Source organism: Streptomyces sp. NPDC024687 (assembly GCF_055559055.1).
The window spans coordinates 147168-167130 of the sequence record NZ_JBVHLJ010000004.1 but is presented as its reverse complement, the minus strand read 5'-3'; the positions used below and the strand labels follow the sequence as shown (position 1 = coordinate 167130).

The window sequence follows — 19963 nt, the reverse complement described above, 5'->3', positions numbered from 1 at the left end:
TCCAGGCCCGCTATGAAGGCGCCTAGCGGTGGGCGTCCAGGAAGGCCTCCAGGCCCGCCAGGTCGTCGGTGTTGAGGTAGTCGACCCCGGCGGCGAGGAGTTCGCTCCACAGCGCGTCCCGGGCGGGGCCGGCCAGGTCCGGGGTGGCCCAGAACCGCACCTTCTGCCCGTGCGCGTGCGCCTGCTGGACGATGGTCCGCAGCTTCTGCCGCTCGGCGTCGGGGAAGACGCCCTGGCCGAGCCAGGTGAAGTTGAGCGACCAGTTGTCGCTGATCAGCGGGATCAGGGAGGCGGGCGCCGAGGTGCCGAGGTCGGCGAGCCGGCCGTCGTAGAAGGCCCGGCGGACGGTCTGGGCCTCCATGGGGATGCGGGCGGCCCGGTCGCCGGAGATGACGGCGGTCACAGGTCCCGGAATGACCTTGCCGTGCACGTACGTCGTGAACAGGTGCCGGTAGCGGCGCAGATGACGGTCGAGTTCGAGGTAGGTCGAGGAGCCCTCGGTCTTGATGTCGACGAGCAGCTGGAGAGGCCGACGGTGACCGCGGTACACGGAACCGTGGTTGGCCCTGACGATCCTGGCCAGCGGGTCGAGGTAGAGGGACTCCAGGGTGCGCGTCGGGTCGAGGTCGTCCGGGGTGTGGCCGATGAGGAGCTGGTCGCCGACGAGGAAGATGTCGGCCTCGACGCTGCCGAATCGGTGGTCGAGGGCGTCGAGGAGGGGGCGCGGATGCTCGTAGTCGTTGTGGGCGTGGGCCCGCCACAACGGACGAGGACGGCGCCGGCGGCCGTCGGCCCATGCGTTGGCGACGGGCGGGGCGAGGGTCGCCGCGGCCGCGGCGCCGAGGGTGGTGAGGGCTCTGCGGCGGGTGATGAGGGCCATGTTCTGCCTCCCTGTGGGGCGGGTCGCAACCACAGGGAGTATGGGGCCCTTCGGCCGTCAATGGACCTGTACGTGCCAGGAGTTGGCCGGACTGCCGCCGCCCGTTCATTCCTTCCGCGCAGGCGCACGGAAAAGCCCGCCCCAGGTGGGGCGGGCTTCACCGGCGGTCACCGGGTGACGCTCAGGGCGCCTGGAGGTCGACGAGTTCGGCCAACCGGGCGCGGTGGGTCCCCGCTGTGCCGTAGGCGATCGAGTCGGCCTTGGCCCGCTTGAGGTACAGATGGATCGGGTGCTCCCACGTCATGCCGATCCCCGCGTGCAACTGGAGTGCCTCCTCGGCGGCGTGCACGGCGACGGACGCCGCGTATGCCTGCGCGACGGCGACCGCCACGTCGGTGTCCTCACCGGTGGCCAGCGCGTCGGCGGCGTTGCGGGCGGCGGCGCGGAGGTTGACGACCTCCAGCCACAGCTGGGCGAGCCGGTGCTTGAGCGCCTGGAAGCCGCCGACGGGCCGGTTGAACTGCTTGCGCTCCTTGAGGTAGCGCACCGTCTCGGTCAACGTCCACTCGGCGAGGCCGAGTTGCTCGGAGGCGAGCAGTCCAGCACCGGCCCGCAACGCCCGGTGCACGGCGACTTCGGCATCGCCCAGCAGGCGGCCCTGCGCCCCGTCGAGGGCGACGGTCGCGAGCGGGCGGGTCAGGTCGAAGGTGACCTGCGGGGTGACGGTCGCGGCGGAGGCGTCCACCGCGTAGAGCCCGCCGTCGTCCGCGGGTACGAGCAGCACGTCGGCCGCCCGAGCGTCAGCGATCGCCGTCAACTCCCCGTGCAGCGCCCCGCCTTCATGGCGTACGACCTTGTAGGCGCCGCCCGGAGCGACGTTCAGGGCGACGGCGAGGGCGCCGATCCTGCGCCCCGACGCGAGCTCGGTGAGGAGGTCGTCGGCGTCGCAGGCGAGCAAGGCCTCGGTGGCGACGACCGCACTGGTGAGATAGGGCACGGGAGCGACCGCGCGACCCAACTCCTCCAGAACGACGGCGACTTCGCGGTGCGAGGCACCCTGACCGCCCTTGCCCTCCGGGACCAGGAGTCCTGCGAGGCCCATGCCGTCCGCGAGGGCCTTCCAGGCCGCGAGGTCGTGCGGGGTGTCCGACTCGGTGCGGGCGATCACGCCCGGCGCGTCGCAGTGGTCGGCGAGCAGGTCCCGCACGGCGGCCCGCAGCGCCTCTTCCTCCTCCGAGTACAGCAGGTCCGTCATCGAGCGAGGTCCTTCCAGGCGACGTCCTTGTCGGTGCGCGGCTCGGCCGGCAGGCCCAGGACGCGCTCGGCGACGATGTTCAGCAGGACCTCGCTGGTCCCGCCCTCGATGCTGTTGCCCTTGGAGCGCAGGTAGCGGTAACCGGCGTCGCGGCCGGTGAAGTCCACCAGTTCGGGGCGGCGCAGGGTCCAGTCGTCGTACAACAAGCCCTCCTCACCGCGCAGTTCGACCTCCAGGCCGCTGATCTCCTGGTTGAGGCGGGCGAAGGCGAGCTTCATGCCGGCGCCCTCGGGTCCGGGCTGTCCGGCGACGAGCTGCTGGCGCAGGCGCTCGGCGGTGAGGCGGGCGACCTCGGAGTCCACCCAGAGCTTCAGCAGCCGCTGGTGCAGGTCCTGGGTGCGCAGTTCGGGGCGCTCGCGCCAGGTCTTGGAGACCGGGCCGATCATGCCGCCCTCGCGGGGCAGCCGCATGCCGCCGATGGCGACGCGTTCGTTGTTCAGCGTGGTCTGCGCGACCCGCCAGCCGTCGCCGACCTCGCCGAGGCGGCGGGAATCGGGGATGCGGACGTCGGTGAGGAAGACCTCGTTGAACTCGGCCTCGCCGGTGATCTGCCGCAGCGGGCGGACGTCGACGCCGGGGTCGGTCATGTCGCAGATGAAGTAGGTGATGCCCGCGTGCTTGGGCACGTCCGGGTCGGTGCGTGCGATGAGGATGGCCCAGCGGGAGTTGTGGGCGCCGGACGTCCACACCTTCTGCCCGTTGACCACCCAATCGTCGCCCTCACGGACGGCCCGGGTACCGAGCGCGGCGAGGTCGGATCCGGCGCCGGGCTCGCTGAACAGCTGGCACCAGATCTCCTCCCCCACCCACAGGGGCCGCAGATAGCGCTGCTTCTGCTCCTCGGTGCCGTACTTGAGGATCGTCGGCGCGGCCATGCCGAGGCCGATGCCGTTGCGCCGGGGGTCGTTGTCGGGGGCGCCCGCGGCCTCCAACTCGGCGTCCACGACGGCCTGGAGGGAGCGGGGCGCGCCCAGGCCGCCGAGCCCCTCCGGATAGTGCACCCAGGCGAGCCCCGCGTCGAAGCGGGCCTTGAGGAAGTCGAGCCGGTCCGTGCTCGCAGACGAGGCGGGCGGGCCCGCAGGGCCCTCGGTTGAGGGTGGTGGTGGGAGACGGGTGGGCGGGTGTGCGGCCAGCAGCTCGGCCGTGCGGCGCCCCAGTTCTGCTGCGTCGGTCATGCCTGTGCTCCCGTGGGTACGACGGCGATGCGGCCCGTGGTCACCCCGTCACCGAGGCGCTGCACGGCGTCCGCGGCCCCGGCCAGCGGCACCCGCTCGCTCACCAGCGGCTTGATGGCACCCCGGGCGGCCAGTTCGGTGAGCTGCTCGTGGCAGTGCTGGACCAGCTTGGGGTTCTTGGTGTTGTACAGGCCCCAGTGCAGGCCCAGGATCGCGTAGTTCTTCACCAGCGCGTGGTTGAGCGAGGGGCTGGGGATCGTGCCGCTGGCGAAGCCGACCACGACGATCCGCCCCTCGAAGGCGACGACCTTGGTCGACTGCGTGTAGGCCTCGCCGCCGACCGGGTCGTAGATCACGTCGGCGCCCCGGCCGCCAGTGGCCTCCTTGACGGCGCCGATGACGTCCTCGCTCCGCCGGTCGATCACCACGTCACAGCCCAGCTCCCGGGCCACGGCGGCCTTTTCGGCACCGCCGACGACACCGATGACGGTGGCCCCGGCCGCCTTGCCGAGCTGCACGGCCGCGCTGCCGACCCCTCCGGCGGCAGCGTGGACGAGCAGCGTCTCACCGGCTTCCAGGTGGGCCCGGCGGTGCAGACCGAACCAGCCCGTCTGGTAGCCGATGTGCAGCGCGGCGGCCTCGGCGTCGTCCAGCGAGTCCGGCGCGGACAGCAGGGCGGCGGCGTCCGCGACGGCGTACTCGGCGAAACCGCCGTGCGGCAGCGCGGGGTTGGCGATCACGCGCCGCCCGTCCTCGGTCTCGCCGCAGATCTCCACGCCCGGGGTGAAGGGCAGCGGCGGGCGGACCTGGTAGTGGCCGCGGCACATCAGCACGTCCGGGAAGTTGATGTTCGCGGCGCGCACCTTCAGCAGGACCTGGCCGTCGCCGGGCACGGGCTGCGCCACCTCCGCGAGGCGCATCACCTCGCTCGGCTCACCGTTCTCGTGCACTTGCCAAGCCTGCATGGGGGGCCTCCACGGGACTGCGTCGTCATGCCGGGGTCTGACCGGGGTCCTCCGCATACTAAGCGGTCGCTTGCCGATCAGGGAACAGTCGGCCGGGGAAAGTGTCGGCATCCACACAACGGGCCTGAGTGGCCCCGGCAAGGAGGTCCCCTGGGGCAGGCGCCACCCACCCGCGGCGAACGGCACGCGTGCCGCGGCCACCGCACGGCCGACCGCCGGCTGATCGTGGATCTGAGGGATGTCGAAGGGTTCCGGGTCGGAACTGCTCGGCGACGCCCTGCGTTGCACGATCGCATCCGTCGTCATGCCCACGGTCGGCGTGATCCCGGGCGACCGTCGTCACCGAGGACGGCTGCCCGGCGTACCGCTAACCGGCGCCTCGCTTCCGGGAGGACCTGCTCACCGACGACTCGGTGCACGCGCGCCGTGACGCCGCATCGCCGCATCGCCGCAGTCGAACGCCCCCGACGCGCCACCGGCGTGTCCTGTCGCCGCGACCGTGTTCAGTGCTCCAGTCGGTGCGGATGGGCCGGGTACACGCCCAGGATGCGCACCTCGGTGGAGAAGAACCGCAGTTCGTGCAGGGCGAGGGCGATGCGCTCCTCGTCGGGGTGGCCCTCGATCTCGACGTAGAAGCGGCTGGCGTTCAGGCCCGCGCCGATCTGGTAGCTCTCGATCTTCGTGAGGTTCACCCCGCTGGTGGCGAACCCGCCGAGCGCCTTGAACAGGGCGCTGGGGATGTTGCGCACGGAGAAGAACAGGCTCGTCATCGTCGGCAGCCCCGTGTCCGGGGCCACGGCGGCCTCGCGGGACAGGACGACGAACCGGGTGGTGTTGTCGGGGTCGTCCTCGACCCCGGAGCGCAGCACGTCCAGGCCGTACAGCCCGGCCGCCGCGGGCGGGGCGAGCGCCGCGTGCCGCGGATCCCCCAGCTCGGCCACCTCACGCGCCGCTCCGGCCGTGTCGTCGGTGACCAGGGTGCGCCAGCCGCCTTCCCGCAGCACCTTGCGGCACTGTCCGAGGGCGTGCACATGGCTGCGTACGCACTCCACCTGATCCGCGGTCGCCCCGGGCACGCCCATGAGGTCGAAGCGGATGGCGAGGAAGTGCTCGGCGATGATGAAGAGCCCCGACTCGGGCAGCAGATGGTGTACGTCCGCCACCCGTCCCGCCGCGGAGTTGTCCACCGGGATCACGGCGACGTCGGCCGTGCCGAGCGTCACCGCGTCCAGCGCCTGCTCGAACCCGCTGCAGGGCTGCTCGGCGCACCCGGGGTACAGGGTGTGCGCGGCGGTCGCCGAGTTGGATCCGGGTTCACCTTGGTAAGCGACGGTCGTCACGGGGCTCGGTCTCTTGTCGTCCGGTGGCAGAAGCTCCGTAACGTATCAGGGCGGCTCCGCCCTCAGATCCAGGTGTCCAGCCACATCCGGGAATGCCAGTCGGCGTACGGGATCGTCTCCCCGGTGTAGAGCGGGAAGAAGTACACGAAGTTCCAGGCGATGAGCAGGACGAGGGCGCCCGCGGCCACCGCGCCTCGTGTGCGCCGTCTGCGGTCCGCCCCCGGTGGCCCCAGGATCGCGCCCACCGTCATCGCCACGGCCAGGCACAGGTACGGCACGAAGACGACGGCGTAGAAGGAGTAGACCGTGCGGTCCTGGTAGAGGAACCAGGGCAGATAACCGGCGCCCACCGCGCACAGGACGGCCCCGGCCCGCCAGTCACGGCGCAGCGCCCAGCGGAAGAGCAGATAGAGCAGGGCGCCGCACGCCGACCACCACAGGAGCGGGGTGCCGAGGGCGAGGACCGTCCGGGAGCAGTCGACCGCCGTGGTGCAGCCGTCCTGTCCGGGTTTCGCGGACTGGTAGTCGAACAGCACGGGGCGGCCCTGGACGAGCCAGCTCCAGGGATTGGACTGGTACTTGTGCGGGGTGTGCAGGCCCACGTTGAAGTCGTACACGGCGGACTCGTAGTGCCACAGGCTGCGCAGCGGGGCGGGGATCCAGGACCAGGTGCCGCCGCGGCCGTCGGCCCAGTGGCGGTCGTAGCCGTCGTCGGACAGGAACCAGCCGGTCCAGGTCGCCAGATAGGTCGTCACCGCGACCGGGACCAGGGACAGGAGGGACCAGCTGAGATCCCTGTTCAGCACCGCCAGGTAGGGGCGGGGGGAACCGGCCACGCGGCGGGAGCCGACGTCCCACAGCACTGTCAGGACCACGAAGAAGACCAGGACGTACAGGCCGTTCCACTTGGTGGCGGCCGCCAGCCCCAGGAAGACGCCGGCGGCGAGCCGCCAGGGACGCCATCCGGTCCCGGTGTGGTCGCCGGTGTGCTCGTCCGGGCGCGCGCGGCCGTCCTCGCCGACCGGCAGGGCGGCCGCGAGCCGGGCGCGCGCGTGGTCCCGGTCGGCCAGCAGGCAGCCGAACGCGGCCAGGACGAAGAACATGACGACGAGGTCGAGCAGGGCGGTACGGCTCATCACCACATGCAGGCCGTCCACCGCGAGGAGCGCGCCGGCCAGGCAGCCCAGCCAGGTCGAACGGAACAGCCGGCGTCCGATGCGGCACAGCATGAGCACCGACAGGGTGCCGAGGACCGCCGTCATGAAGCGCCAGCCGAACGGCGTGAGGCCGAACATCCACTCACCGAGGGCGATCACCCACTTACCCGTCGGCGGGTGCGCGACGAACGCCCCCGTGTCGGAGAGGGAGACGACCTGCGGGTGGGCGAGGACCTGCGGGTCGGCGATCTTGCGGTCCGGCCACGTGCCCTCGTAGCCGAGCCGCAGCAGCGACCAGGCGTCCTTGGCATAGTAGGTCTCGTCGAAGATCACGGCCCGCGGCCGGCCGAGGTGCCAAAAACGGATCGCCCCGGCCAGGACGGCGACGAGCACCGGACCCAGCCAATCCCACACCGACGGCTTCGGAAAACGCGGAACGAGACGCTCACGGAGGTCCGGCCCCGGACGGGCCGCGTACCCGAACCGTCGAAGGCGCGCCTCCCAGTCCCGGGGCGCTGTCGTCGGACGGCCGTCCACGACGGGGGAACGGCTCGTCACGTCGCTGCTCGTCACCGGGCGACCTGCCGTGCCGTCAGGTGTGCCCGGGTCGGTATTTCGTCCATCCGGTGAACCTACCTGCCGGCAGGCGGAGTTCCTCACCCCTTCCGGGGACGGGCCCGTACGTGCATCCGCTCGCCCTGCGGCCCGAAGAGACTGAGGAACTCCGCGGGCCCCTCCCCGGTCGACCCGAACCAGTGCGGCACCCGGGTGTCGAACTCGGCCGCCTCCCCCGCGCTCATCACCACGTCGTGGTCCCCCAGCACTACCCGCAGCCGCCCCGCCAGCACGTACAGCCACTCGTAGCCCTCGTGGGTGCGCGGCTCCGGCTCCTCGTCGCGGCGCGGCACCAGCACCTTGAACGCCTGGAGGCCGCCGGGCTGCCGGGTGAGGGGCCAGAAGGTGCGCCCGTGCCGTTCCAGCGGCGCCGACCGCACCCGGGGGTCCCCGACGGGCGGGGCGCCGACCAGTTCGTCCAGCGGCACCTGGTGGGCCTGGGCGATCGGCAGCAGCAGCTCCAGGCTGGGCTTGCGCAGACCGGACTCCAGACGGGAGAGCGTGCTCACGGAAATGCCGGTCGTCTCCGAGAGGGCCGCGAGGGTCACTTCCCGGTCCTTGCGCAGTCGTCTGAGCCTGGGTCCCACTTCGGCGAGAACGTCGTCGGTACTCATACCCGTATTGCAGAATCGGCAAAGTTGTTTGTCAATCCCGCGTCCGCGGAGCGACCGTGGCGGCATGACCGAGACATACGACGAGACCTACGAAGTGATCGTGATCGGTGGCGGCGCGGCGGGCCTGTCCGCGGCCCTGGTCCTGGGCCGGGCCCGGCGCCGCACCCTGGTCGTCGACGCGGGCGAACCACGCAACGCGCCCGCCGCCCACATGCAGGGCTTCCTCACCCGGGACGGCATGCCGCCCGCCGAGTTCCTGGCCATCGGCCGCGAGGAGATCAAGGGGTACGGCGTCGAGCTGGTCCAGGACCTGGTGGTCGAGGTCGCCCCGGGCTTCGCCGTGACCCTGGCGAGCGGACGCGTGATCCGGGCCCGTCGCCTGGTCGTCGCGACCGGCCTCAAGGACGAGCTCCCCGACGTGCCCGGCGTCGCCGAGCGCTTCGGCAAGGACGTCCTGCACTGTCCCTACTGTCACGGCTGGGAGGTCCGAGACCGGGCCTTCGGCGTGCTCGCCACCACCCCGCTGAGCGTGCACCAGGCGCTGATGGTCTCCCAGTGGTCGAAGGACGTGACCCTGTTCCTTCACAAGGTCACCAAGGACGCTCTGACGGACGACGACCTGCGCAGGCTGGCCGCGGCCGGCGTCCGGGTGGTGCCGGGCGAGGTCGCCGAGCTGGTGGTGACCGACGACCGGCTCACCGCCGTGCGCCTCGCCGACGGCACGACGCACGCGCGTGAGGTCGTCTTCACCGCGCCCCGGGCCGTCCCTCGGAACGGCCTGCTGGAGCGGCTCGGAGCCGAGCTCCAGGAGACGCCCTTCGGCAGCTACCCCCTGGTCGACGGGAACTGGCAGACAACCGCGCCCGGCGTGTACGCCGTGGGCAACGCGGCCGGCTTCGCCGAGCAGGTGATCAACGCGGCGAGCGCGGGATACCAGGCGGCGGCCACGATCAACGGGGAGTTGCTGATGAGCGACCTCGACGCGGCCGTCGGGGTGTAGACCCGCCCTCTCCGGTGCACCCTGGATTCATGCTGCTTGCCCGGCTGGCCCATGTGTCCCAGGAGGTCGCCGCCACCTCGGCGCGGTCCCGGAAGATCGCGCTCCTCGCCGAGCTGTTCCGGGACGCCGAGGCGGACGACGTACCGATCGTCATCCCCTACCTGGCGGGACGGCTCCCGCAGGGCCGGCTCGGCGTCGGCTGGAAGGTGCTGAGCCGGCCGGTCTCCCCGGCCGCGGAGCCGACCCTGACCGTGCGCGAGGTGAACGCCCTGCTGAGCGAACTGGGCAAGGTCGCTGGCGCCGGTTCACAGGCCGAACGCGCCCGGCTGGTGGGTGAGTTGCTGGGCGCGGCCACCGAGGACGAGCAGCGGTTCCTGTTCGGGCTGATCAGCGGGGAGGTACGGCAGGGGGCGCTGGACGCGGTCGCCACGGAGGGGCTCGCCCAGGCCACGGGGGCGCCTCCCGCCGACGTCCGCCGTGCCGTGATGCTCGCGGGCTCGCTCCAGACGGTGGCCGAGGCCCTGCTCACCGACGGGCCGTCCGCCCTGGACCGCTTCCGCCTCACCGTCGGCCGCCCGGTCCTGCCGATGCTGGCGCACAGCGCCTCCTCGGTGGCCGAGGCGGTCGAGAAGCTCGGCACCTGCGCGGTCGAGGAGAAGCTGGACGGCATCCGCGTGCAGATCCACCGGGACGGCGACGTCGTACGGCTGTACACGCGCACCCTCGACGACATCACCGACCGGCTGCCCGAACTGACGGCTGCCGCACGGGAGTTGCGGGGTGATCGGTTCATCCTGGACGGTGAGGTGATCGCCTTCGACGAGGACGGGCGGCCGCGTTCCTTCCAGGAGACCGCGGGCCGGGTCGGCTCCCGCGTGGACGTGACGACGGCCGCCGAGGCGGTCCCCGTCTCCCCCGTCTTCTTCGACGCCCTGTCCGTCGACGACCGCGACCTCCTCGACCTGCCCTTCGCCGAACGGCACGCGGAGCTGGCCCGGCTGGTGCCCGAGCCGATGCGGGTGCGGCGCACCCTGGTGTCAGGACCGCAGGACATCCCGGCGGCCGAGGAGTTCCTCGCCGAGACCCTGAAGCGCGGCCACGAGGGCGTCGTCGTGAAGTCCCTGGACGCCCCCTACAGCGCGGGCCGGCGCGGCGCGTCCTGGCTGAAGGTCAAGCCCGTGCACACCCTGGACCTGGTGGTGCTGGCCGCCGAGTGGGGCCACGGCCGCCGTACCGGCAAGCTCTCCAACCTGCACCTCGGCGCCCGCACGGCCGACGGCGGCTTCGCCATGCTCGGCAAGACCTTCAAGGGCATGACCGACGCGATGCTCACCTGGCAGACCGAGCGGCTCCAGGAGCTGGCCGTCGACAGCAGCGGTTACGTGGTGACCGTACGACCCGAGCTCGTCGTCGAGATCGCCTACGACGGCCTTCAGCGGTCGACCCGCTACCCGGCCGGCGTCACCCTCCGCTTCGCCCGTGTGGTCCGCTACCGCGAGGACAAACGGCCCGAGGACGCCGACACGGTGGAGACGCTGCTGGCCGCCCACCCCGAGGTGAGGCCGTGAGGACGAGCGCGGGCCTGCTGTTGTTCCGGCACACCGGCGACGGCCTGGAGGTGTTGCTGGGCCATATGGGCGGCCCGTTCTTCGCCCGGCGGGACTCCGGGGCGTGGACGGTCCCGAAGGGCGAGTACGAGCCGGACTCGGAGTCGGCCTGGGACGCGGCCCGCCGCGAGTTCCAGGAGGAGCTCGGGCTGCCGCCGCCCGACGGGGAGGCCGTACCCCTGGGAGAGGTCCGGCAGACGAACGGGAAGGTCGTCACGGCGTGGGCGATCGAGGCGGACCTCGATCCGGCGACCATGGTGCCGGGGGTGTTCGCCATGGAGTGGCCGCCGAAATCCGGGCGGACACAGGAGTTCCCGGAGCTGGACCGGGTGGAGTGGTTCGGGCTCGACCGGGCCCGGGAGGTGATCGTGAAGGCGCAGGCCGCGTTTCTCGACCGGCTGGCTGAGCACTCGGCCTGACGTCCACGCGTTGCGGTCGCCCCCGCCGCGCGGGAAGGTCGAAGCACAGTCAGCTCTTCAGGAGGTCGGTCATGCCCATCGCGACGGTGAACCCGGCGAACGGCGAGACGCTCAAGACGTACGAGGCCATGGGCGAGGAGGAGATCGAGCGCAGGCTCCAGCTCGCCCAGGCCACGTTCCGCACCTATCGCACCACGTCCTTCGCCGAGCGTGCCGGTCTGCTGAACCGGGCCGCCGAGCTCCTCGACGACGCCACGCAGGACATCGCCCGGGTCATGACCACCGAGATGGGCAAGCCGGTCAAGCAGGCCCGCGCGGAGGCCGCCAAGTGCGCCAAGGCGATGCGCTGGTACGCCGAGCACGCTCAGTCGCTGCTGGCCGACGAGGAGCCCGCCGCGTACGACGTCAAGGACTCCGGCGCCTCCCGCGCCCTGGTCCGCTACCGGCCGCTCGGGCCCGTGCTCGCGGTGATGCCGTGGAACTTCCCGCTGTGGCAGGTGATCCGCTTCGCCGCGCCCGCGCTGATGGCGGGCAACGTCGGCCTGCTCAAGCACGCCTCGAACGTGCCGCAGACCGCCCTGTTCCTGGAGGACCTCTTCCATCAGGCGGGCTTCCCGGAGGGCTGTTTCCAGACACTGCTCGTCGGGTCCGGGGCCATCGACGACATCCTGCGCGACGAACGCGTCAAGGCGGCCACGCTCACCGGGAGCGAGCCCGCGGGCCGGGCGGTCGCCTCCACCGCCGGGGACATGGTGAAGAAGACCGTGCTGGAGCTGGGCGGCAGCGACCCGTACATCGTGATGCCGTCGGCGGACGTCGACCGGGCCGCCGAGATCGCGGTGACCGCGCGTGTGCAGAACAACGGGCAGTCCTGTATCGCCGCCAAGCGGTTCATCGTGCACACGGACGTCTACGACCGGTTCGCCGAGCGGTTCGTCGAGGGCATGAAGGCCCTCAAGGTCGGCGACCCGCTGGAAGAGGACACCGAGGTCGGGCCGCTCTCCAGCGAGCAGGGACGGACCGATCTGGAGGAACTCGTCGACGACGCCAGGCGCAGTGGGGCGAGTGTGCTGTGCGGCGGGGAACGGCCCGAGGGGCCCGGCTGGTACTACCCGCCGACCGTCGTCGCCGACGTGAGCCGCGAGATGCGCATCCACCGCGAGGAGACCTTCGGCCCGGTGGCCACGCTGTACCGGGCGGCCGACCTCGACGAGGCGGTGCTGATCGCCAACGACTCGACGTTCGGGCTGAGTTCCAACGTCTGGACCCGGGACGAGGCCGAGGTCGACCGGTTCGTACGGGACCTGGAGGCCGGCGGCGTCTTCGTCAACGGGATGACCGCCTCGCATCCGGCGTTCCCGTTCGGCGGGGTGAAGCGGTCCGGGTACGGGCGTGAGCTGTCCGGGCACGGAATCAGGGAGTTCTGCAACATCACGACGGTTTGGCACGGAGCGTGACACTTGCGCGGTTACCATCCCCGGTGTGAACCGCGAAGTGACTCTGCCTCTGATCGTCGACGACCGCGGGACCCTGCAGGTGGCCGCGGCCGATGTGAGCAAGCTGCTCCGCAGTCTCGGCGGGCGGTGGCTGCACCTGGTCGAGGCCGGCGCCGACGGGCTCGACGAGGACACGGTCGCCGCCCTGACGATCGAACTCGCGAAGCTCGCCGACCGGATCGACGTGGCCTGCATCGCGCACAGCAGCGGCGGGGCGCCGTAGGAGCTGTCGGCTCGGCTTCGGCCCGCACTGCGGCCGGGGCGCACAGGCCCCGGCCCAGCGCCGTCAGCGGATGGACATGCCGGACAGGGTCCGGGCGATGACCAGGCGCTGGATCTCGCTCGTGCCCTCGAAGATCGTGTAGATAGCGGCGTCGCGGTGCATGCGCTCCACCGGGTACTCCCGGGTGTAGCCGTTGCCGCCGAGGATCTGGACCGCCTGCGCCGTGACCTTCTTCGCCGTCTCGCTGGCGAAGAGCTTCGACATCGAGCCCTCGGCGGCGGTGAACTGCTTGCCGTTGATCGCCATCCAGGAGGCACGCCAGACCAGGAGCCGGGCCGCGTCGATGGAGGTGCGCATGTCGGCGAGCTGGAAGGCCACGCCCTGGTTGTCGATGATCGGCCGACCGAACTGCTCACGCGTCTTGGCGTAGTCGAGGGCGACCTCGTACGCGGCCCGTGCGGTGCCCACGGCCATGGCGCCGACGGCTGGACGGGACGCCTCGAACGTGGCCATCGCCGCGTTCTTCACGCGCTCGCCGCCGCTCTTCGCCCGCTCCCGGGCCCGGGCGAGGCGCTGGTCGAGCTTCTCCTTGCCGCCGAGGAGGCAGGAGCCGGGCACCCGGACGTTGTCCAGCACGACCTCGGCGGTGTGCGAGGCGCGGATGCCGTGCTTCTTGAACTTCTGGCCCTGGGACAGGCCCGGCGTGTTCGGCGGCACGATGAAGGAGGCGTGGCCCTTGGAGCCGAGCTCCGGGTCGACGACCGCGACGACGACGTGGACGTTGGCGATACCGCCGTTGGTCGCCCAGGTCTTCGTGCCGTTGAGCACCCACTCGTCCTTGGCCTCGTCGTACACGGCACGCGTGCGCATGGAGGCCACGTCGGAACCGGCGTCCGGCTCGGACGAGCAGAACGCGGCAACCTTGACGTCGTTCGCGTCGCCGTACATCTGGGGGATCCAGGTGCCGATCTGCTCCTCGGTGCCGTTGGCGAGGACGCCGACCGCGGCGAGACCGGTGCCCACGATCGACAGGGCGATGCCCGCGTCGCCCCAGAACAGCTCCTCCATCGCCATCGGGATACCGAGCCCGGTGGGGTCGAAGTACTGCTGGGCGTAGAAGTCGAGGGAGTAGATGCCCACCTTCGCGGCCTCCTGGATGACCGGCCAGGGAGTCTCCTCACGCTCGTCCCATTCGGCGGCCGCGGGGCGGATGACATCGGCGGCGAAGCCGTGCAGCCAGTCCCGGACCTCCTTCTGTTCGTCGTTGAGCTCCATGGTGAACTCGGCCATGTCCCCTCCAGCGGCGACGCACGTGCATGTTACTTGCGGTAACCCGAGTCTGTTACCCACGGGTAGTAAAAGTCAACTCCCCATGACCAGTCAGCAACCTGTTCGATGCCGAGCACCGGTCGAGTGTTACTTTGCGCAGGCGTTACCGATTCAGTACGGGTGGGGAGAGCTCATGGACACCACACAGCGGACCGATCAGCAGCGGTCCGCCGACCGCCGTCGGCGCGAGCTGCTGGAGGCCGCGGACAGAGTGGTGCTGCGCGACGGCCCGCATGCCTCCATGAACGCCATCGCCGCGGAAGCCGGCATCACCAAGCCGATTCTGTATCGGCACTTCGGCGACAAGGGAGGACTTTACGCTGCGCTTGCCAAGCGGCACACCGACGCCCTGCTGGACTCGCTGCGGGCGGCGCTGGACGCTCCGGCGGAGCGGCGTGAGCGGGTCGAGGCCACGCTGGACACGTACCTGGCCGCGATCGAGGCCCGGCCCCAGGTGTACCGGTTCCTGATGCACCCCGCCGAGGGGGGCCAGACCGGGGACCAGGGGTTCGACGTCGGTCAGCATTCCGCGCCCCTGCTGCGGAGGATGGGTGAAGAGTTGGGGCAGGTCATCGAGGACCGGCTCGATCTCGGGCCCGGGAGTCAGCTGCTGGCCCGGGTGTGGGGGCACGGGATCGTCGGGATGATGTATGCGGCGGGTGACTGGTGGCTGGGTGAACGGCCCTGCCCGCGGGCGGAATTGGTGCGGAGTCTGGCGGATCTGTTGTGGGGGCGGCTGGCTGGGGCGGGGGACAAGGTGGGGGGGCCGGGGTTCTGACGGTCGCATGTTTGGTGCGGCCCGCCGGGGGCTGGTCGCGCCAACGCGGCGGAGCCGCAGATTGATACAGCCCCGCGCCCCTGGGTGGGTCAGCTGGGCCTGTGCCAAGAGGATCTGGTCACTTGTCGCATCAGTCTGCGATGACGCCGGCCCGTCAAGTGGTCCGCATAGACCCGGCCCTCCAAGTGGTCCATCTCGTGCTGTAGGCACCTTGCGAAGAAGCCCGTGCCGTCGATCGTCACGGGCTCGCCCCTCATCGTGAAACCCTCCACGACAGCGTGATCGTGACGCTCTGTTCCCGCCTCCAGGCCAGGCAACGACAGACACCCCTCGGGCCCCCTCAGCACCACACCGTCCGTCTCAACCAGGCGTGGGTTCACCACATGTCCCAGGTGGCGGATCTCCTCGTCGTCCGGGCAGTCGTAGACGAAGACGCGCAACGGCACCCCGATCTGGTTGGCGGCGAGGCCCACGCCCTCGGCCGCGTACATCGTCGCGAACAAGTCCTCCACCAGCGTCGCCAGTTCGGGGCCGAAGTCCGTGACGTCCTCGCAGGGTGTGTGCAACACCGGGGTGCCGAGCAGGGTGACCGCGCGGACGCGTCCCCGCGTGCCCGGAATGGAGCCGTTTCGCATGGCCGCAAGGGTACGGCGATTCGGGAGTGCCTACGGATCTCGAATAGGCTGAGGTCCACACCACGTGGCCGGAGGCTGAGGCGCGGCGCGTACGCAAGGAGGATCGAGATCTGATGACAGGCAACTCGGACCCGCTCTCGCCGCGGGCCAAGCTGGCCGTGACGGCGGGCAAGGCCGTCGCGGCGGCATCCCGGGCCGCGGGTCGCGGCAGCGGTTCGGTCATCGGCGGCAAGGTGGCCCTCAAACTCGACCCCGACCTCCTTGCCCGGCTCGCCCAGCACCTGGACGTCGTCCTCGTCTCGGCGACCAACGGAAAGACGACCACGACTCGTCTGATCGCGGAGGCTCTGGGCGCCGCCGGGCCCGTCGTCTCCAACGCCCTCGGCGCCAACATGCCCGCCGGCATCACCTCGGCGCTCGCCGGCGGCTCGGACGCCCGGTACGGCGTCATCGAGGTCGACGAGAAGTACCTCGCGGGCGTGGCCCGGGACACCGACCCCAAGTGCATCGCCCTGCTGAACCTCTCCCGCGACCAGCTCGACCGCGCCGCCGAGACCCGCATGCTCGCCGAGAACTGGCGCGAGGGCCTCGCGGGTTCGAAGGCCGTCGTCGTCGCCAACGCCGACGACCCGCTCGTCGTATGGGCGGCCTCCTCCTCCCCCAACGTCATCTGGGTCGCCGCCGGGCAGATGTGGAAGGACGACGCCTGGTCCTGCCCGTCCTGCGGTGGCGTGATGCAGCGGCCGGGCGACGACTGGTTCTGCGGCGAGTGCGGGTTCCGGCGGCCGACGCCCAGTTGGGCCCTGTCCGGTGACCATGTGCTCGACCCGCACGGCTCCGCCTGGCCGATCCACCTCCAGCTGCCCGGCCGCGCCAACAAGGCCAACGCCGCCTCCTCCGCGGCCGTCGCCGCCGTCTTCGGTGTGCCGCCGCAGGTCGCCCTGGAACGCATGTACCAGGTGCAGGCGGTGGCCGGCCGCTACGACGTGGTCCAGTTCCAGCAGCGCGACCTGCGGCTGCTGCTCGCGAAGAACCCGGCCGGCTGGCTCGAGACGTTCAGCCTGATCGACCCGCCGCCCACCCCGGTGATCCTCTCCGTCAACGCCCGCGGCGCCGACGGCACCGACACCTCCTGGCTGTGGGACGTCGACTACACCCGGCTCACCGGCCACCCGATCTGCGTGATCGGCGACCGGAAGCTGGATCTCGCGGTGCGCCTGGAGGTCGCGAACCAGAACTTCCAGGTCTGCGACAACCTCGACCAGGCCGTGTCGATGAGCCCGCCGGGCCGCATCGAGGTCATCGCGAACTACACCGCCTTCCAGGACCTGCGCCGCCGCGTCGGCAACTGACTCAGGGGACTTTTGTGAGCGACAACCAACTGCGGATCGTCTGGATCTACCCCGACCTGCTCAGCACGTACGGCGACCAGGGCAACGCCCTCGTCATCGAGCGCCGGGCCCGTCAGCGGGGCCTCGACGTGGCCCGTCTGGACGTGCGCAGCGACCAGCCCATCCCGACCTCCGGCGACATCTACCTGATCGGCGGCGGCGAGGACCGACCCCAGCGGCTGGCGGCCGAGCGGCTGCGCCGGGACGGCGGTCTGCACCGGGCCGTCGGCAACGGGGCGATCGTCTTCTCGGTGTGCGCCGGCTACCAGATCCTCGGCCACGAGTTCATCAACGACCTCGGCCAGCGCGAGCCCGGCCTCGGCCTGCTCGACGTGGTCTCGGTGCGCGGTGAGGGCGAGCGCTGCGTCGGTGACGTGCTCGCCGACATCGACCCGCGCCTCGGCCTGCCCCCGTTGACCGGCTTCGAGAACCACCAGGGCGTCACCCACCTCGGCCCCACCGCCCGTCCGTTCGCCAACGTCAAGCTGGGCAAGGGCAACGGCACCGGGGACGGTACGGAGGGGGCGTACAACGACACGGTCTTCGGTACGTACATGCACGGACCCGTCCTCGCGCGCAACCCGCTCATCGCCGACCTGCTGCTGAAGCTGGCCCTCGACGTGAACGCGCTGCCGCCGACCGACGACCGCTGGTACGAGGCCCTGCGCAACGAACGCATCACGGCCGCTCAACAGCCCGCCTGAGAGGAAGTTCACCTGGGTTCCAGGCGTTTGTCACCAGCCCGTCTGACGACGAGTCCGCACAGGTGAGCGGGGCCGTCCAGCAGGCGGACGCGTTCTTCGGCCCCGCCCCCTCCTGCCGCTAGGGTGGCGGGGTTCGAGCCGGACAGCGTGGTCCGGACCCGTGCCACGTCCCCTCGCTGAGAAGGTTCCTGCGGCTATGCGCATTGGTGTCCTCACGTCCGGCGGCGACTGCCCCGGCCTGAACGCCGTCATCCGGTCCGTCGTGCACCGTGCCGTCGCCGACCACGGCGACGAGGTCATCGGCTTCCGGGACGGCTGGAAGGGCCTCCTGGAGTGCGACTACCTCAAGCTCGACCTCGACGCGGTGGGCGGCATCCTGGCCCGCGGCGGCACGATCCTCGGCTCCTCCCGCGTCCAGCCCTCGCATCTGCGGGACGGCGTGGAGCGGGCCAGGGGGCATGTCGAGGAGCTCGGGCTCGACGCGATCATTCCCATCGGCGGTGAGGGCACGCTCAAGGCGGCCCGGCTGATGTCGGACGCCGGGCTGCCGATCGTGGGCGTGCCCAAGACGATCGACAACGACATCGCGGTCACGGACGTCACCTTCGGGTTCGACACGGCCGTCGGTGTCGCGACCGAGGCGCTCGACCGGCTGAAGACCACCGCCGAGTCCCACCAGCGGGTGCTCGTCGTCGAGGTCATGGGGCGGCACACCGGCTGGATAGCGCTGCACTCCGGGATGGCGGCCGGCGCGCACGCCATCGTCGTACCGGAGCGTCCCTTCGACATCGAGGAGCTGGCCCGGCGGGTCGGCGAGCGGTTCGAGGCCGGGAAGCGGTTCGCGATCGTCGTCGCCGCGGAGGGCGCCAAGCCGGCGCCCGGCTCCATGGCCTTCGACGAGGGCGCCAAGGACATCTACGGGCACGAGCGCTTCGCCGGGATCGCCCGCCAGCTGTCGATCGAGCTGGAGGAGCGGCTGGGGAAGGAAGCCCGGCCGGTCATCCTCGGGCATGTGCAGCGCGGCGGCACGCCGACCGCGTACGACAGGGTGCTGGCCACCCGGTTCGGCTGGCACGCGGTGGAGGCCGTGCACCGCGGGGAGTTCGGTCACATGACCGCTCTACGGGGGACCGACATCGTGATGGTGTCGCTCGCGGAGGCGGTCGAGACGTTGAAGACGGTGCCGGAGGACCGGTACGCCGAGGCGGAGTGCGTGCTGTAGGCCGCAGCACGGTGGTGGGCCCCGGTCCCGGAGGCGACCGGGGCCAGTCTTAGTCTGGGTGCGGACAGACTTGCACAACCCCCACGAATCAGGAGCCGCCGCGATGGACCACAGCGGGCACGGCATGACGCACGACCTGCCGCCGTTCACGCTGGGACGAGGGCTTCAGTGGTCGGCCGACCCCTTCTTCCTCGTCGCCTGCCTCCTCGCGCTCGGCCTGTACGCGTGGGGAGTCGTGCGGCTGCGCCGGCGGGGCGACGCGTGGTCCGTGGGGCGGACCGTTTCCTATGTGGTCGGTGTGCTCACCATCGGGGTGATGATGTGCACCGAGCTGAACGACTACGGGATGGTCATGTTCAGCGTGCACATGGTGCAGCACATGGTGATCAGCATGCTGTCGCCGATCCTCATCCTGCTCGGCGCCCCGGTCACCCTGGCCCTGCGGGCACTGCCCGTCGCGGGCAGGGGGCACAAGGGGCCCCGTGAGCTGCTGCTCGCGCTGCTGCACAGCCGGTACATGCGGATCATCACGCACCCGGCGTTCACCATCCCGCTGTTCATCGCGAGTCTGTACGGCCTCTATTTCACGCCGATCTTCGACTTCCTGATGGGGTCGAAGACCGGGCACGTCGCGATGATGGTGCACTTCCTCGCCGTCGGTGTCGTCTTCTTCTGGCCGATCATCGGCGTGGACCCGGGGCCGCAGCGGCCGGGGTATCTGATGCGGATGCTGGAGCTGTTCGCGGGGATGCCGTTCCACGCGTTCTTCGGCATCGCGCTGATGATGGCGTCCGAGCCCATGGTGGAGACGTTCAAGAACCCGCCCGCCTCGCTCGGCATCGACGCGCTCTCCGACCAGAACTACGCCGGCGGTATCGCCTGGGCGTTCAGTGAGATTCCCTCCGTACTCGTACTGATCGCCCTGCTGTTCCAGTGGTACGGCTCCGAACAGCGGCAGGCCAAACGGTCGGACCGGGCCGCCGACCGGGACGGCGACAAGGAACTCGAGGCATACAACGCGTATTTGGCCTCATTGAGCACCCGCGAGCACTGAAGGGCTTCGCCTTTCCGGAGCATTCAGTAGCATGAAGCGCGTTG

19 protein-coding genes are annotated in these 19963 nt (G+C 71.0%); 10 read left to right on the top strand and 9 right to left on the bottom strand.

What is annotated here, in order from left to right; all coding sequences use genetic code 11:
• Positions 1-22: 22 nt before the first annotated feature.
• The 7 genes from ACZ39I_RS17510 to ACZ39I_RS17480 all read right to left on the bottom strand — a co-directional run bounded on the left by ACZ39I_RS17510 (position 23) and on the right by ACZ39I_RS17480 (position 8061).
• Positions 23-880, bottom strand: coding sequence for a phosphatidylinositol-specific phospholipase C/glycerophosphodiester phosphodiesterase family protein (locus tag ACZ39I_RS17510; protein ID WP_467245250.1), 858 nt, complete (start codon positions 878-880; stop codon positions 23-25).
• 181 nt (positions 881-1061) lie between these two features.
• On the bottom strand, positions 1062-2135 hold the full coding sequence (locus tag ACZ39I_RS17505; protein WP_467245249.1) for an acyl-CoA dehydrogenase family protein: 1074 nt from the start codon (positions 2133-2135) through the stop codon (positions 1062-1064).
• Complete coding sequence (locus ACZ39I_RS17500; RefSeq protein WP_467245248.1) at positions 2132-3370, bottom strand: acyl-CoA dehydrogenase family protein; 1239 nt, start codon at positions 3368-3370, stop codon at positions 2132-2134. Before ACZ39I_RS17500 ends, ACZ39I_RS17505 begins: the two co-directional genes overlap by 4 nt.
• Positions 3367-4335, bottom strand: a complete 969-nt coding sequence (locus ACZ39I_RS17495) for an NADPH:quinone oxidoreductase family protein (protein ID WP_467245247.1) — start codon at positions 4333-4335, stop codon at positions 3367-3369. Before ACZ39I_RS17495 ends, ACZ39I_RS17500 begins: the two co-directional genes overlap by 4 nt.
• Before the next feature lie 503 nt (positions 4336-4838).
• The gene (locus ACZ39I_RS17490) at positions 4839-5675 is read right to left on the bottom strand and encodes a prephenate dehydratase (protein WP_467245246.1); all 837 of its coding nucleotides are present in this window, start codon (positions 5673-5675) and stop codon (positions 4839-4841) included.
• Between the two features lie 62 nt (positions 5676-5737).
• On the bottom strand, positions 5738-7405 hold the full coding sequence (locus ACZ39I_RS17485; protein WP_467245245.1) for a dolichyl-phosphate-mannose--protein mannosyltransferase: 1668 nt from the start codon (positions 7403-7405) through the stop codon (positions 5738-5740).
• Positions 7406-7488: 83 nt separating this feature from the next.
• Complete coding sequence (locus tag ACZ39I_RS17480) at positions 7489-8061, bottom strand: helix-turn-helix domain-containing protein (protein WP_467245244.1); 573 nt, start codon at positions 8059-8061, stop codon at positions 7489-7491.
• 64 nt (positions 8062-8125) lie between these two features.
• Between ACZ39I_RS17480 and ACZ39I_RS17475 the strand changes: the two genes are divergently transcribed.
• From ACZ39I_RS17475 to ACZ39I_RS17455, 5 genes are all read left to right on the top strand, one after another.
• Positions 8126-9061, top strand: a complete 936-nt coding sequence (locus ACZ39I_RS17475; protein WP_467245243.1) for an NAD(P)/FAD-dependent oxidoreductase — start codon at positions 8126-8128, stop codon at positions 9059-9061.
• Between the two features lie 29 nt (positions 9062-9090).
• Positions 9091-10629: an ATP-dependent DNA ligase gene (locus ACZ39I_RS17470; RefSeq protein WP_467245242.1), complete on the top strand. Its 1539-nt coding sequence runs from the start codon at positions 9091-9093 to the stop codon at positions 10627-10629.
• Positions 10626-11087, top strand: coding sequence for an NUDIX hydrolase (locus ACZ39I_RS17465; RefSeq protein ID WP_467245241.1), 462 nt, complete (start codon positions 10626-10628; stop codon positions 11085-11087). Before ACZ39I_RS17470 ends, ACZ39I_RS17465 begins: the two co-directional genes overlap by 4 nt.
• 71 nt (positions 11088-11158) lie before the next feature.
• Positions 11159-12544, top strand: coding sequence for an NADP-dependent succinic semialdehyde dehydrogenase (locus ACZ39I_RS17460; RefSeq protein WP_467245240.1), 1386 nt, complete (start codon positions 11159-11161; stop codon positions 12542-12544).
• A 25-nt stretch (positions 12545-12569) separates the two neighbouring features.
• Positions 12570-12806, top strand: a complete 237-nt coding sequence (locus ACZ39I_RS17455; RefSeq protein WP_007380390.1) for a DUF6213 family protein — start codon at positions 12570-12572, stop codon at positions 12804-12806.
• A gap of 63 nt (positions 12807-12869) precedes the next feature.
• On the opposite strand, the gene ACZ39I_RS17450 is transcribed toward ACZ39I_RS17455, so the two are convergent.
• Complete coding sequence (locus tag ACZ39I_RS17450) at positions 12870-14096, bottom strand: acyl-CoA dehydrogenase family protein (protein WP_352386923.1); 1227 nt, start codon at positions 14094-14096, stop codon at positions 12870-12872.
• Positions 14097-14268: 172 nt separating this feature from the next.
• Between ACZ39I_RS17450 and ACZ39I_RS17445 the strand changes: the two genes are divergently transcribed.
• Positions 14269-14913 (top strand): TetR/AcrR family transcriptional regulator, encoded by a 645-nt coding sequence (locus ACZ39I_RS17445; protein ID WP_467245239.1) that lies wholly within the window; start codon positions 14269-14271, stop codon positions 14911-14913.
• Between the two features lie 89 nt (positions 14914-15002).
• Here the strand turns inward: ACZ39I_RS17445 and def are convergent, their stop codons facing one another.
• Positions 15003-15548, bottom strand: coding sequence for a peptide deformylase (gene def / locus ACZ39I_RS17440; RefSeq protein ID WP_467245238.1), 546 nt, complete (start codon positions 15546-15548; stop codon positions 15003-15005).
• 113 nt (positions 15549-15661) lie between these two features.
• On the opposite strand from def, the gene ACZ39I_RS17435 reads away from it, so the two are divergent.
• The 4 genes from ACZ39I_RS17435 (at position 15662) to ACZ39I_RS17420 (ending at position 19919) form a co-directional block, all read left to right on the top strand.
• A complete protein-coding gene (locus tag ACZ39I_RS17435; RefSeq protein WP_352386929.1) occupies positions 15662-16900 on the top strand; it encodes a MurT ligase domain-containing protein in 1239 nt (412 codons plus the stop codon).
• Between the two features lie 14 nt (positions 16901-16914).
• Entirely contained in the window at positions 16915-17643 is a 729-nt protein-coding gene (locus tag ACZ39I_RS17430; protein WP_007380395.1) for a type 1 glutamine amidotransferase, read from the top strand.
• A gap of 196 nt (positions 17644-17839) precedes the next feature.
• Positions 17840-18865 carry a 6-phosphofructokinase gene (locus ACZ39I_RS17425; RefSeq protein ID WP_467245237.1) on the top strand — a complete coding sequence of 342 codons (1026 nt, stop codon included), beginning with the start codon at positions 17840-17842 and terminating at the stop codon, positions 18863-18865.
• Positions 18866-18968: 103 nt separating this feature from the next.
• Positions 18969-19919, top strand: a complete 951-nt coding sequence (locus ACZ39I_RS17420) for a cytochrome c oxidase assembly protein (protein WP_467245236.1) — start codon at positions 18969-18971, stop codon at positions 19917-19919.
• The last annotated feature ends 44 nt before the right edge of the window (positions 19920-19963 follow it).

Bases quoted from the DNA above. Each gene is read 5' to 3' on its own strand.
- ACZ39I_RS17510 (WP_467245250.1), bottom strand. From the start codon at position 880: ATGGCCCTCATCACCCGCCGCAGAGCCCTCACCACCCTCGGCGCCGCG.
- ACZ39I_RS17505 (WP_467245249.1), bottom strand. From the start codon at position 2,135: ATGACGGACCTGCTGTACTCGGAGGAGGAAGAGGCGCTGCGGGCCGCC.
- ACZ39I_RS17500 (WP_467245248.1), bottom strand. From the start codon at position 3,370: ATGACCGACGCAGCAGAACTGGGGCGCCGCACGGCCGAGCTGCTGGCC.
- ACZ39I_RS17495 (WP_467245247.1), bottom strand. From the start codon at position 4,335: ATGCAGGCTTGGCAAGTGCACGAGAACGGTGAGCCGAGCGAGGTGATG.
- ACZ39I_RS17480 (WP_467245244.1), bottom strand. From the start codon at position 8,061: ATGAGTACCGACGACGTTCTCGCCGAAGTGGGACCCAGGCTCAGACGA.
- ACZ39I_RS17475 (WP_467245243.1), top strand. From the start codon at position 8,126: ATGACCGAGACATACGACGAGACCTACGAAGTGATCGTGATCGGTGGC.
- ACZ39I_RS17470 (WP_467245242.1), top strand. From the start codon at position 9,091: ATGCTGCTTGCCCGGCTGGCCCATGTGTCCCAGGAGGTCGCCGCCACC.
- ACZ39I_RS17460 (WP_467245240.1), top strand. From the start codon at position 11,159: ATGCCCATCGCGACGGTGAACCCGGCGAACGGCGAGACGCTCAAGACG.
- ACZ39I_RS17450 (WP_352386923.1), bottom strand. From the start codon at position 14,096: ATGGCCGAGTTCACCATGGAGCTCAACGACGAACAGAAGGAGGTCCGG.
- ACZ39I_RS17445 (WP_467245239.1), top strand. From the start codon at position 14,269: ATGGACACCACACAGCGGACCGATCAGCAGCGGTCCGCCGACCGCCGT.
- def (WP_467245238.1), bottom strand. From the start codon at position 15,548: ATGCGAAACGGCTCCATTCCGGGCACGCGGGGACGCGTCCGCGCGGTC.
- ACZ39I_RS17435 (WP_352386929.1), top strand. From the start codon at position 15,662: ATGACAGGCAACTCGGACCCGCTCTCGCCGCGGGCCAAGCTGGCCGTG.
- ACZ39I_RS17425 (WP_467245237.1), top strand. From the start codon at position 17,840: ATGCGCATTGGTGTCCTCACGTCCGGCGGCGACTGCCCCGGCCTGAAC.
- ACZ39I_RS17420 (WP_467245236.1), top strand. From the start codon at position 18,969: ATGGACCACAGCGGGCACGGCATGACGCACGACCTGCCGCCGTTCACG.